The sequence below is a fragment of the Allocoleopsis franciscana PCC 7113 genome (genome assembly GCF_000317515.1).
In the GTDB taxonomy this organism is placed as follows: domain Bacteria; phylum Cyanobacteriota; class Cyanobacteriia; order Cyanobacteriales; family Coleofasciculaceae; genus Allocoleopsis; species Allocoleopsis franciscana.
In genome coordinates, this window is record NC_019738.1 from 4,621,164 (window position 1) to 4,633,514 (window position 12,351).

Below are 12,351 nucleotides of genomic sequence, written 5' to 3' on the forward strand. Positions count from 1 at the left end.
TGGGGGGGGAGCGATTGCTTGTGGAGGGTGGGGGGAGAGTGCGATCGCTTTTCTGATGTCGTAGGCAATGGCGTGTTTATGGTTCAGTATCTAAAGCCAGACTCAGATCGTTTTCTGTGGGTTGAGGAATTCCGAAAACACGACTGAAATTATAGCGCCACTGCAATGCAGGACTCATACCAATTTGACCATCTAAGGGGCTGCTCAGAATACGCGCCCACTCATTGCTATTAGGGAATCGTGCCAAGTCTTTCTGCATCTCAATTACCCAATTATCAGCCGCATCAATCACACCCAGATATAAAGGTTGAATAGAGTTTATCCTTTGTAAAGATTCAATATCTGACGTTGGAATAGGTGCAGCATCTTTAGCAATACGTTTTTTATTGACTTTTTGAAAGTCTATATAAGCTTGCTGAATCCATTGCTGCACAGATGCAGAATCTTGCAGGCAGTCAAGCAAACGAAGTAGCTGTTTTGCACGCCAGTCACTTTGATTTACATAGGCTAGAAATCGGAATACCTTCTGCGCCCAAGCTTCGTTTTCTGCCAGCAGCCATTCCCGATGCTTCTTCGCAATCTGACAAAGTCGATAATCAGCTATCTGAGTTTTGTCAAGGTACTTAAATTTAATGATTTGTAGTTTCAAGGGTGGCTTTTTCTTTGCCGTTTGATAGTCAGTGAGCAGAATGAGAGCATCATACTCTGAACCAATCAGTCTTTCATAAGCTGAAAAAAAGGGTTCACTTGTACAATAATTTTCTGAAGGAGATTTAATCCCTAGGTCTAAATCCGGTAGGTCAATTCCTCGCGCTGGATTAATCCGTAAAGGAGATATTTCAAGACCATGAAATATAATTTTTTCTAGCACCGCTACGAGCAACATCTCAATAACGCTACCAATTGTCTTGCCATCTAGGTTTGGTAATGTTTGCTGAGTTTTGAGCTGCTCGTACCAATGCGGAATCCGTCCACCTCGTCCAATGCGGATTAAGACTTCTTCTAGCTGTTCAAGGTTTTCTCCTCTCAGTGTACGATTGACTTCATAAATCGTGGTATCCAGAGATTCACGTAACCGTGCCCGTAATTCTTCTTTAGAAAGCATTGGGTATGGAGAAGAGTGATAATTGTTCAAATTTAGGCGTTGTCATTACTGCCACTTGATTTTGCAATATACAATCCATCACCCATCCAACCATAACTGGTGGCACAGCATTTCCGAAAAGAGGATATTGATCGTAGATAGATATCCCTACACAATGTTCATCTGGAAAGCCTTGGATACGAGCATATTCTACATTTGTAAGACGACGGTACTGGTTTCCAATTTTATAACGCTCGTAGTGCCGACTGGTTGTAGAGGTGAGAGTTGGCGCAACACCATCAATCCCGAATACTGTGTAACCCATCCGCGCTCCCCCAACTTGATTGTAGAGAATTTGAACTCCTTGGACGAAGCTATTGATTGGGGTGCTGTCTTTTAAGCGATTCAATGTTGACTCAGTAAAATCAAATTGGGGGTCTACATTGGATTTAATGACTTTCCGTAATGGAACTCTCGGCATAGTACCTGAAAATTGGGCAAAATCATAGCCAATAAATCGACCATCGCTAGCGACACCCCAAGTTGGAAATCTTTTATTGTGTGCTTCGATTTTCATCCAACTTTCAAAATTAGTCAGGGTTTTAAAGTTGGATTCTGGTAAATCTGATAGATTCTGGGTTGAAGCTAATCGTATAGATGGAAAATCTACCTGAGTATCGTTTCCTAAAACTCCGAGTATGACGATTCGTTGGCGATTTTGGGGTAAACCAAAATGCATTGCGTTGACTAAACGCCACTCAATAGTATAGTCCAAACTCGCTAATCTGCTTAGTATCTTGGCAAAGTGAGTTCCTTCCTCCATCGACAACAAACGTTTTACATTTTCTAATATGAAAAATCTGGGCTTGTGTCTGTGCAGAATATCAACAATCACTTCAAAAAGATTACCGCGTGGATCGCGTACTCCTTCTTTCTTTCCAGCACTGCTGAATGGTTGGCAGGGAAAACCAGCCGTCAATAGCTCGTGAGGAGGGATTTCATGTGCTAATTCATTGATATTACCCTGCCGTAATTCTGCATCCCCAAATTGAGTGCGATACACTTTGCAGGCTTTCGGACAGATATCATTTGCCCATACCGTGCGTATGTTTCTCTTGTCAGCAGCAATGCGGAATCCTCCAATTCCACAAAAAAGTTCGACTGTTGTGGCGATAGTTTGCTGACTAAGACTATGCTTTTTACCTGTGAGTGTATCCATGAACGTTGCTTGAGTATGCTTCAAGATTATAGCGATCGCTTGTGGAGGCTTGAGGGGAGATGCGATCATACCTCCTAATACCAATTTCCTACAATAATGCAACACTCTGAGCTAAGCGCAAGAATCTCAAAGCCTTATCTTTCAGGTATAAAATTTGTTCAATTCCCTGGACAATTTCCTTGACACTGAGTCAGTTGAGTGCTAGCGTGTTGTACGTATAGCTGAGGCATAAGCATCCAGCGCAAAACGTGGGCTGCTGTCTCATGTGCAGTATATGTATATTCACTGGTATGTGGGTATCACGTATGTATACTTTGTTAGGCAATTAATCAATAGCCTAACTATTTGTTTAGCTAACTATATAGCTAAAGATGTGTATGCAAACACATACTGTACGTGAGACATCAGCTCACACCTAAAAATACATAAAAAGTATTTGTAGAGTGTGAGTTGTTCTCATTGTATGGGCTTCCAGATAGAAAATTATCCCAAGCTAATGATTGAGTCAAAAGTGGTATTAATTGCTACTTATGACTCGCTTTCGTTTGGGACAATTTACCTCTTGGAACTCCCTTGAGCAACAATCCGTTGGCGCTAAGTGCGTGATTTACCGACGCTGTCAAGTAGATAAGACGCCAAAGGAAGCGTAACTATGAGCAGCATGAGTTCTAAACAGAAGTACAGCAAGAAGCAGAAACTCATTCTTTTGTATGGTTCTTGCTGTTGGTGGTGTCGGTGTGATTTCTTAGAAGACAAACTGACCCTTGATCACCTAATTCCCAAGAGTCGTGGCGGCTCTAACTCTCTAGAAAATCTACGACTTGCTTGTTTCCCGTGCAATAAATCTCGTGGTAACAGTCTCTATCCGCCTCCTCCCTGGAAAAAAGGTAACTGCTTCTAAGTAACATCTCAAGTCAGAACCCGGTTTACTTAAGCAACCGGGTTCCTTCAATACTCCCACTACTAGCAGTTTTTTATAAATGCCCATCTAATCCATTTAAAATCATAAATTATTAGCAATATTTTTGCCATTTTCATAGAATAAATTTTTATAACAAGTAAGAACTTAGAAATGCCCAAACTTCCAACAATTAAAGATGAAAACCTCCTACGCCAAGCCCTCACCCACCGTTCCTATGTCAACGAACATCCTGATGCAGGTGAACATAACGAACGTTTAGAATTCTTGGGTGATGCCGTACTGGGATTTTTGATTGGCGAACTTCTCTACAAACGCTATCCAGAAATGAGCGAAGCCCAATTGACACGTCTGCGCTCTAATTTGGTGGATGAGAAGCAATTAGCTAAATTTGCTACTCAGCTAGGTATAGGTGAGCTAATACGCCTGGGGAAAGGTGCAATTAAAGAGGGAGGCCGTGAAAATCCATCCTTGCTCAGTGATACCTTTGAAGCTTATATTGCCGCCTATTTTATAGAGTCAGGCATTGAAGCTGTCCAGCAATTTGTTCAACCCCTATTTACTAAAGTTGCTGACAGCATCGTTTTTCCTCAGTCCGATACTAACCCTAAAAACCTTGTAGATTCCAAAGGTCAGTTTCAGCAATGGGCGCTGGCGAACTTTGTCCAAAATCCTGAATATTTGATTATCGATGAGTCTGGCCCAGACCATGCGAAGGAGTTTACGGCGGAAGTTCGTGTTAATGGCAAGGTTTATGGTGTTGGCATAGGTCGGCGCAAACAAGATGCTGAGAAACGTGCTGCTGAAGTCGCACTCAAAAAAGTTGGGCTAGTTTAGACTCATGCAATTCTCTGCAAAGAATCTCAACGGTCAACAATAGGATTTAGCCAGTGCGATCGCACCACTCCACTCACATATCTTCACAAAAACTCATCCCCTGATTGCTGACATAAATTTCTGTTAAACCCTGGAACTAAAAACTCAGGGTTACTGTAAGCTTTTGGTTAAGTTGAATACAAACAAGAGTCGCTATTACTGGTTAGCTCTACAACACTCAAAGCCCTCTGCTCTGAGTATGAATTCCATGAATGCATTAATACTCTTAACCCTAATTCAGTAGCTATCTAGCCAAAGCGAACTCAACCGTCCAATCCCTGCAAGTTGGTCGGTAAATTTGACTCGGTGTTTGGTGTGAGATGAGGCTTTTCCATTAATCAATAACGCGGCTGAGGGAATATTTATCTGACAGAAAGCCATTGGATTCTGATACAAACAAAAATTTACCCCATCAAAGCCGCCTACAACAAAAACAGGGGACTCAAGATTATGAAAGCACAAGACCTTTTGAATCAATACGCCGCTAGAGAATGGAATTTTCAAGAAGCGAACCTAGCTAGTGTTTCTTTGAGTAAAGTCAATCTAAGTCGGGCTGATTTGAGTAAAGCTGATTTAAGTAGGGCTGATTTAAGTCAGGCTGACTTGAGTGGAACGTCTTTCCACTGCGCCAACCTCACCAATGCTGACTTGACTGGGGCTGACTTAACCGGTGCAAACTTAACGGAAGCTAATTTTATTGGCACTGACTTGACTGGGGCAAACCTGAGGGGTGCTGATTTAAGTGGTGCTGATATGCGCTGTGCCAATCTTCATGGTGCCAATCTCACAGGTGCTAATCTGACTGATGCTGAACTCAGTGGTGCCGATTTAAGTGGGGCTTGCTTGAAGAATGCTACTCTAGCTGGAGCTTGCCTAGTTGGTGCGGATTTGATCGGTGTTGATTTAAGTGGAACGGAGTTACCCGAAGAACAACTCAACGGAGAAATTAACCCCACTGGCATCTCTCACAATTGGGTGAGTTGGAACGGTAGTTGCTGATATAGCCCTTCTCGATTGGATGCGGTACACTCTGACCTCTGTGGGAAAACCTCTTTCTACCTCTGGCTAACCCTCTCCCTAACAGGAGAGGGAAGCGGATAATTTTTTTAGCTGAGAGAGGCTTTGATTCTTACTCCCCTTCCCTTGTAGGGAAGGGGTAGGGGGTTAGGTTATTCGGATGTAAACGCACGCAACGGAGAATTGCTATATAGCGGTGGTATTAGCCTGAAATATGCCCATTGTGCTGACGAAGAAATGGGTGAAAAACCAAGGCATTAAACTGTTCATTTCCCCGCAAGCTATTAAAATCAGAGTCCGTTTTAGCAAGTTCTTGATATTCCCCGGCATTCAGATCAATGGCTTCTCGCAAACTAGCGATCGCTTTTTCCTTATTACCCAACAACGCATAACAACACGCTTGGTTGTACCAGGCATATTCATCATCTGCTTCACTATCCAGCGCCTTGTCGTAGCTAGTAATCGCCTCCTGATATTGACCCAATTGCCGCCGAATTTCTCCTTGCTGATACCAACCCCAGTAGTCATCGGGTTTAGCTTCTACCGCTTTGCCATAGCTGGTAAGTGCTTCTTCAAGTTTTCCCCAGTGGCGTAGGGCGTCACCTCGACGATACCATGCCCAGTAGTCCTGTGGTCGTTGGTCGAGGGCTTGGTCATAGCAGGCGATCGCATCCTCATACTCTTCCAACTGACGCAGGGCATCCCCTTTACGGTACCAACTCCAGTAGTCATCAGGGCGTTCTGCCAGCGCTTTGTCGAAACAGGCGATCGCCTCTTCATACCAGTCCAAATCTTCCAATGCGACACGCCCTTTGTTGTACCAAGTCCAGTAGTCCCACGGACGGACTTCTAAAGCTTTGTCATAACTCGCGATCGCCTCCTCATAACGTTCCAGTTGCCGCAGCACTAGACCCCGTTTGCACCAAGCCCAGTAGTCTTTCGGTTCAGTTTTTAACGCTTTGTCATAGCTAATTAGCGCATCTTCATAACAGCCCAAAGCATCCAGCACATCACCTCGCCCGTACCAAGCCCAATAATCTTCTGGCTTGTACTCCAAAGCTCTTTCATAGCTAACGAGGGCTTCTTCGTAGCGCTGTTGGTCGAACAACGCATTCCCCTGCTGGTACCAATCCTCAAAGCTATCGGGTCGGCACTCTAGGGTTCTGTAGATGGTATGGGACAAACCCTGCCTCCGATACATCACTCTACTCATCGTCCATCACCCTCCTTAAATCAGCTCGTATCGAGTTGAAATTTCTCTACCTAATTTCACCGTAACATTGCTTTTATCAATTAATACGCTATCTATAAAACGCTAAAAAAATTAAGCGACTGATATGTTACCGACTGAGCTGTTAATAAATCGACAAAATGGGGAAACCATTATTCCTAAACGGTTGCCGATCAACTCCGAAATCTGTGCGATCGCCACAGAGTTAATCGCCTGCTTCCAAAACGCCGTCGGTAGCACTCAAGGTGACTTGGATCGACAGTTGTCGGAATTTGAAGGCGATAGTCCTGATTATCGGGTCAAACGGGGTCTAGCTCATATTCTCAAAAGCAGTTTTTGCACCTTTGAAGTTGTCAGTCCCCTGGAACCAAAAGAACTGCGGCAGCGTGTTTTTACCCTTTCCGCCCAAGCTGTACCTAGTCATCAGGCATCCGAGGCAACCCTAGAAACCCTGAGTATTACCCTAAGTAAAGAGTTAAACCACGAAGTCTTGCCCCAGCAAATTCGTGTTGGTCTTTATGCAGATTTACAGGAAAATCGGATTTTGACTCAGTTTGAAGACCCCGCACCAGAGGCACTCATCCACCGCTACAACTTATCGCAAGTGCAGGGAATCTTCTATCGGGCAAGTCAGATGGCGCTCAATGCTCATCGGAATGTCCCTGGTGAGTACAAGCTGTTATTCCGTTATTTGAAGTTATTTCAGTTGATGACTTATGTGGAAGGCGATGCTGATCACGGTTTTACGATTACGATTGATGGCCCCACTAGTTTATTTAAACCGAGTACCCGTTATGGTTTAGCGATCGCCAAACTTTTGCCCGCTTTACTGCACGTTACCAAATGGAGTCTCTCAGCCACCTTACAAAGCCGCGATCCTTACAGTGGCGTGCCTAAAACTGGACGTTTCAGCCTGAATGACCGTTGTGGTTTAGAGACCCACTATCCCCCTGGTAAGCCCTATGACAGTATGTTAGAAGCCGCTTTTGCGAACCGTTGGGAGGCTTTAAAAACAGAATGGATACTAGAGCGAGAAGTGGATCTCATTCCTATTCCTGGGAGTGTGATGATTCCTGATTTCCGCCTTGTCCATCCTGATGGGCGTACTTTTTTATTAGAAATTATTGGATTTTGGCGTCCGGAGTACTTACAAAAGAAATTTGCCCAGGTGCGTCGTGCGGAATGCGAGAATTTAATTATTGCTATTTCTGAGCGGCTGAATTTGGATAAAGCAGGGGTGAAGGTGGCAAATGTCCCGGCTAAAGTGATTTGGTTTAAGGATAAGCTTTCGCCTAAAGCAGTGCTGGAGGTTTTAGAGTGATATCGAATCTGTTGCAGGGGAATTATATTTTTTTAACGCAGAGAACGCAGAGGGGGACGCTGAGGGACGCTGAGGTTTTTGAATCATTCTGATGCTAATGGAGATGAGATAAATCCACCAGTATCATTTATCCATGCTTCGCCAGACTCGCCACCACAGTTGCTAGTTCTGCGGGTTCCACAGGTTTAGAAATGTGCATCTGAAAGCCAGATGAGATCGCTCTGGTTCGGTCTTCAGCTCTAGCATAGGCGGTTAGGGCGATCGCGGGAATCTGTCCCCCCTGTTCTGCTGAAAGTTGCCGGACTTTGCGAATTAAGCTGTAGCCGTCCTCAAGCGGCATCGCAATATCGCTCACTAAGACATCTGGCTTCAACTGGGATATGGCTGCCAATGCCTCGCCGGCCGATGCAAACGCAAAGACTTTTGCTTCACACTGTTCCAGTGCGGCGACGAGAAACTCCCGCGAATCCATCTCATCATCGACAATCAGGACTCGTACCCCATTGAGTGCTGGCGAGTTGTCGCATGGCGCGGCTAGAGCAACGGTGCGAGGGGAGTGTTCACCGGAGGAAGGCTCAACGACGGAGATCCGTGGCAGCTTAACGGTAAAGGTTGCTCCCTTGTCTTCACCTTCACTATGAGCACGCACTGTTCCGCCATGTAGTTCAACTAAGTGTCGGACAATGGCTAGTCCCAATCCTAAACCACTATAGACCCTAGTGCTAGAACTATCGGCTTGGCGAAAGCGCTCAAACACATAGGGAACAAACTCCGGGTCAATTCCTTTACCGGTATCCTTTACAGTAATCTCAACATGAGAGTTGACCCGTTCTAATTGCACCTGAACACATCCTTCTTTGGGCGTAAACTTGATGGCATTCGAGACCAAATTCCAGATGACTTGCTGCAATCGGTCAGAGTCACCTGCCACGGGTCCGGTTGCTGGGTCAAGCACACATTGGAGGCCAATCTCCTTGGCTTGGGCAGCCGGACGTACTGTCTCAATCGCCGCTTCGATCACTGAAACCAGTTCAACCGGACGGGTATTTAAGCGCAGCTTACCTTGAATAATCCGGGAGACATCCAGCAAATCCTCAACGAGTTGCGCCTGGGACTTGGCACTGCGTTCAATTGTCTGTAGCGCCCGCGCCGTCGTCGCTGCGTCAAACTGCCGACTATTGAGTAAGCGTGTCCATCCCAGCATCGCATTCAGGGGCGATCGCAGTTCGTGGGAGAGGGTTGCCAAAAACTCATCTTTCAAGCGGTTAGCGGCCTCGGCGGCAGCGCGTGCCTCTTGTTCACGAGCCAGTAGCTGGTTGCGTTCATCTTCAGCTCGCTTACGTTCAGTAAAGTCACGCATGATTTTAGAAAAGCCTCGTATCTGCCCCTGCTCATTTCTTAAGGGCGTGACGATGCCACTCCCCCAGAACCAACTACCGTCTTTACGGATATGCCAGCGTTCATTCTCCGCTCGACCTTCCGTGACTGCTATTTCCAGTTCTTGTTGGTCTGCACCCTGCTCAATGTCTTCAGGTGTAAAGATGATTGAACTTGGTTTTCCTAAGATTTCTGGTTCTTGATAACCCAAAATGCGTTCTGCCCCTAGGCTCCAACGGATAACACGCGCTTGGGTATCGAGGAAGAAAATTGCATAGTCCGTCACATTCTCTAACAGCAGGCGAAACCGCTCTTCACTCACCCGCAGTGCTTCCTCTGCTTGTTTACGGTCTGTAATGTCAGCCAGAATATAAACGGCACCGATGAACGTTCCCCCCTGGTTGAAAATGGGGTCTACCGTGACAGCAAACCAGTGGCTACCGCACTGAACCTCCCGACTCTCACGTTGGCGAGTTTCCTGAACAAGAGTGAAGGGACTTGCCTCAACAACACCCAAGGTCGATGGCATGAGTTCTTGATGCAGGCAACGAATGATCTCGCTAAAGGGTTTGTGTAAAAGCTCCGTCATCGCACTATTACAGCGCATCACTCTTCCTTCCTCGTTTAGAAGGCAAACCCCATCGCTCATAGCATCAAAGGTGCTTTGCCACTCTTGCGCCAAGGTGAGTGCAGACTCCTCTGCCTGCCGAATGCGAAGCAAAGCTCTAACCGTGGCAATTAATTCAATCGGTTCTACAGGCTGTGCCAGGTAGCCATCTGCACCACTGTCTAATCCCTGTGCCTTGTCCCGACTTTCAATAAAACTGGCGGATAGATGGAGTACAGGAATAAAGGCTGTAGCTGGGTTAGCTTTGAGGCGGCGGCAGACTTCAAACCCATTGAGATCAGGTAGCTTCACATCCAGAATAATTAAGTCGGGTCTAGCTTGATCGACTAATTCCAGGGCCGCTTCACCCGTAGCCGCCTCAATCACGTTAAACCCTACACGTTTTAGCATCCGGTTGACGGCATAGCGATTGGCTTCGTTATCGTCTACATGCAAGATTTTGATTAGCTGCTGCTCAAACATACCCTCTCTCACAAGCCTTCAGTGCTATGCCCGCCTTTACCAGTGCTTCCCTCACCCGTGCGATCGCTATTTCTTGGGAGGCTGTCTCTTTAGAAAGAATCGCCACGGTGTTCTGTGCCAGATTCTTTTGCTCTTCTGTTTCCAGGGACTGTGAAGTATTAATAATGACCGGAATATCGTTAGTTTTACTGTCACTTTTGAGCAACGATAATACCTTGTCCCCGCTCATTTCTGGCAGGGAAAGATCGAGAATGATACAGTCAGGCTTTTCGATTTGAGCCAGATCAATACCCTCGCGCCCATCGAAGGCCTCGCTAATATTCAGGTCAGTGTCACTTAACAGTTGCTTCAACACATATTGGGATGCTGGGTCATCGTCAATGAGCAAGAGCTTTTGTGGTGTATTCCGCTTTATCAGCGTATTGATTTGGTTCAATAGTGACCATCTATCCACAGGCTTAACTAAGAATGCATTAGCGCCCAATGCCCTGACTTGCTTTTCGTTATCAATCACCGTGACAACAAGAATCGGAATTTCTTGGGTAGCTTGATTCCCTTTCAATTCCGCAATGAATCCCCAGGTGTGTTGCTCCTCCAGCAAAATATCTAACATAATCGCGGTGGGAGTAAACAAAGTCAGTGCCTGTTCGGCTTCGTCCAGTGTCCGTGCGAGGAAAGGCTGATAAATGGAACCCTGGAAATATTTCTCGTAAGTGAAAAGGGTTTCAGCATTGTCCTCAACCACCAGTATGGGTAAGCGTTGGGGGTCTAGCTTCCAGGAGACGGGCGGCAAAGGTGACTCTTGATTAGAACCCGAATAAACCAGTGGGATGGAAGCAAAAAAGGTAGAGCCAACTCCTATGGTACCGGTTACCCAGACATTTCCTCCTAATAACTCCGCGAGTTTACGTGACAGTGGTAGTCCCAGCCCTGTGCCTTTTACCTGCCGTTGTAGGGGAGAATCCACCTGGACAAATTCTTCAAAGATGCGCTCCGTATCTTCTGCTGCAATGCCAATGCCGGTGTCGGCGACGGAGAAGGTGATCGTATTGCCAACTCGTACAGCGGATACTCGCACCTCACCTGTGGGTGTGAATTTTAGAGCATTAGAAATAAAGTTTCTGAGAATCTGGGCAACTTTTCCCTCGTCGGTGTAAAGCGTTGGGATATCACGGGGTTCTTCAAACACCAAAGCAATGGAGGAGTTGTGGGCGAGTAGAGGGCGCAGCATTCCCCTCAGGGTTCCGAAGAGTTCGCTCACTTCAAAGTTGTCGGGTTGCACAACAATTTTTCCCGCCTCCACTTTTGCCAAGTCTAAAAGGTCATTCACTAACTCTGAAAGCCCTTCAGCCGCTTTGCGGATAAACGTTACCTGCTTTTCTTGGTCTGGTGTTAATTCACCATCCATCCGGTCTAACAACATCCGAGATAGAGAAATTACGGAGTTAAGCGGTGTACGAAACTCATGGCTCATGTTTGAGAGGAAACGGGTTTTGAGTTCGTTGGCACGCTTTAAGGAATCGGCTTTTTCATCTAACTCGGCGTACAATGCCACAACACCCCGATTGGTATCTTCGAGTTCACGGTTGAGCTGAGTTAACGCTTCCTCTCGCTTTTGCAGTTCTGCTAAAGCACGCAGAAGTTCTTGGTTTTGCTGCTGGATTTCTTCCAACGGATTACTCGGCGATCGCTGAACCAACTCATCCGCTATCTGTGCCAAGCGAGGCCCATTCACCACCAGAGCACGCTTCGGTAAGGGTTTTCCCATCTGCACCGTGGTTCCGTGACTGGACGAAGATTCAATCTCAAACCACTCCATGAGTCGTTTGGAGCCAATAATTCCTAACCCCATCCCAGTTGCCGATGTGTACCGTCCCTCTAGAATCGAGTTCAGATTGGCAATGCCTGCTCCCTTGTCACAAATGCAGATTAGAAGGCTTTGAGGCGATTCACCTTCTACTCGAAACTCAACTCGTCCTCCCTGGGCATATTGAAAAGCATTACGAGCGATTTCCGAAACAGCCGTAGCAATGCGCGTCTGATCTTGAGCGTCAAAACCCAATAGTTCAGCAATCAGGCGTGCCCGCTGACGGGTCATAACGACATCTTGTTCAAAGCGTATTTCTATGGTAATAATCGTTGCACTGATTGCCATTTTAGGTTTTGGATTTTAAATTTTGGATTTTAGATGGGGAATTTGCCCCATCTCCCCATCCC

General features: G+C 46.1%; 10 protein-coding genes. 4 read left to right on the top strand and 6 right to left on the bottom strand.

What is annotated here, in order from left to right; translation table 11 throughout:
* Window positions 1-76: 76 nt before the first annotated feature.
* Both MIC7113_RS19140 and MIC7113_RS19145 read right to left on the bottom strand, forming a co-directional pair.
* Window positions 77-1,105, bottom strand: coding sequence for a hypothetical protein (locus MIC7113_RS19140; protein WP_015183820.1), 1,029 nt, complete (start codon window positions 1,103-1,105; stop codon window positions 77-79).
* Window positions 1,095-2,372 carry a DNA cytosine methyltransferase gene (locus MIC7113_RS19145; protein ID WP_015183821.1) on the bottom strand — a complete coding sequence of 426 codons (1,278 nt, stop codon included), beginning with the start codon at window positions 2,370-2,372 and terminating at the stop codon, window positions 1,095-1,097. The genes MIC7113_RS19140 and MIC7113_RS19145 overlap by 11 nt, the downstream gene beginning before the upstream one ends.
* A gap of 592 nt (window positions 2,373-2,964) precedes the next feature.
* Between MIC7113_RS19145 and MIC7113_RS34865 the strand changes: the two genes are divergently transcribed.
* Window positions 2,965-3,204 (top strand): HNH endonuclease, encoded by a 240-nt coding sequence (locus MIC7113_RS34865; RefSeq protein ID WP_226883696.1) that lies wholly within the window; start codon window positions 2,965-2,967, stop codon window positions 3,202-3,204.
* 171 nt (window positions 3,205-3,375) lie between these two features.
* Window positions 3,376-4,059, top strand: a complete 684-nt coding sequence (gene rnc, locus MIC7113_RS19155) for a ribonuclease III (RefSeq protein ID WP_015183822.1) — start codon at window positions 3,376-3,378, stop codon at window positions 4,057-4,059.
* Between the two features lie 276 nt (window positions 4,060-4,335).
* Here rnc and MIC7113_RS36625 read toward each other — a convergent pair whose 3' ends face one another.
* Window positions 4,336-4,479, bottom strand: a complete 144-nt coding sequence (locus MIC7113_RS36625; protein ID WP_155898048.1) for a hypothetical protein — start codon at window positions 4,477-4,479, stop codon at window positions 4,336-4,338.
* Window positions 4,480-4,548: 69 nt separating this feature from the next.
* On the opposite strand from MIC7113_RS36625, the gene MIC7113_RS19160 reads away from it, so the two are divergent.
* Window positions 4,549-5,097, top strand: a complete 549-nt coding sequence (locus MIC7113_RS19160) for a pentapeptide repeat-containing protein (protein ID WP_015183823.1) — start codon at window positions 4,549-4,551, stop codon at window positions 5,095-5,097.
* Window positions 5,098-5,317: 220 nt separating this feature from the next.
* Here the strand turns inward: MIC7113_RS19160 and MIC7113_RS19165 are convergent, their stop codons facing one another.
* A complete protein-coding gene (locus MIC7113_RS19165; RefSeq protein ID WP_015183824.1) occupies window positions 5,318-6,328 on the bottom strand; it encodes a tetratricopeptide repeat protein in 1,011 nt (336 codons plus the stop codon).
* 124 nt (window positions 6,329-6,452) lie between these two features.
* Here MIC7113_RS19165 and MIC7113_RS19170 point away from each other — a divergent pair, with 124 nt between their 5' ends.
* Window positions 6,453-7,667 (top strand): DUF790 family protein, encoded by a 1,215-nt coding sequence (locus tag MIC7113_RS19170; RefSeq protein ID WP_015183825.1) that lies wholly within the window; start codon window positions 6,453-6,455, stop codon window positions 7,665-7,667.
* Between the two features lie 127 nt (window positions 7,668-7,794).
* Here the strand turns inward: MIC7113_RS19170 and MIC7113_RS19175 are convergent, their stop codons facing one another.
* Window positions 7,795-10,134, bottom strand: coding sequence for a response regulator (locus tag MIC7113_RS19175; RefSeq protein ID WP_015183826.1), 2,340 nt, complete (start codon window positions 10,132-10,134; stop codon window positions 7,795-7,797).
* Window positions 10,127-12,289: an ATP-binding protein gene (locus tag MIC7113_RS19180; protein ID WP_015183827.1), complete on the bottom strand. Its 2,163-nt coding sequence runs from the start codon at window positions 12,287-12,289 to the stop codon at window positions 10,127-10,129. Before MIC7113_RS19180 ends, MIC7113_RS19175 begins: the two co-directional genes overlap by 8 nt.
* Window positions 12,290-12,351: the final 62 nt, after the last annotated feature.

Excerpts from the sequence above, each read along its gene's own strand:
- MIC7113_RS19140 (WP_015183820.1), bottom strand. The coding sequence starts at position 1,105 with ATGCTTTCTAAAGAAGAATTACGGGCACGGTTACGTGAATCTCTGGAT.
- MIC7113_RS19145 (WP_015183821.1), bottom strand. The coding sequence starts at position 2,372 with ATGATCGCATCTCCCCTCAAGCCTCCACAAGCGATCGCTATAATCTTG.
- MIC7113_RS34865 (WP_226883696.1), top strand. The coding sequence starts at position 2,965 with ATGAGTTCTAAACAGAAGTACAGCAAGAAGCAGAAACTCATTCTTTTG.
- rnc (WP_015183822.1), top strand. The coding sequence starts at position 3,376 with ATGCCCAAACTTCCAACAATTAAAGATGAAAACCTCCTACGCCAAGCC.
- MIC7113_RS36625 (WP_155898048.1), bottom strand. The coding sequence starts at position 4,479 with ATGGCTTTCTGTCAGATAAATATTCCCTCAGCCGCGTTATTGATTAAT.
- MIC7113_RS19160 (WP_015183823.1), top strand. The coding sequence starts at position 4,549 with ATGAAAGCACAAGACCTTTTGAATCAATACGCCGCTAGAGAATGGAAT.
- MIC7113_RS19165 (WP_015183824.1), bottom strand. The coding sequence starts at position 6,328 with ATGAGTAGAGTGATGTATCGGAGGCAGGGTTTGTCCCATACCATCTAC.
- MIC7113_RS19170 (WP_015183825.1), top strand. The coding sequence starts at position 6,453 with ATGTTACCGACTGAGCTGTTAATAAATCGACAAAATGGGGAAACCATT.
- MIC7113_RS19175 (WP_015183826.1), bottom strand. The coding sequence starts at position 10,134 with ATGTTTGAGCAGCAGCTAATCAAAATCTTGCATGTAGACGATAACGAA.
- MIC7113_RS19180 (WP_015183827.1), bottom strand. The coding sequence starts at position 12,289 with ATGGCAATCAGTGCAACGATTATTACCATAGAAATACGCTTTGAACAA.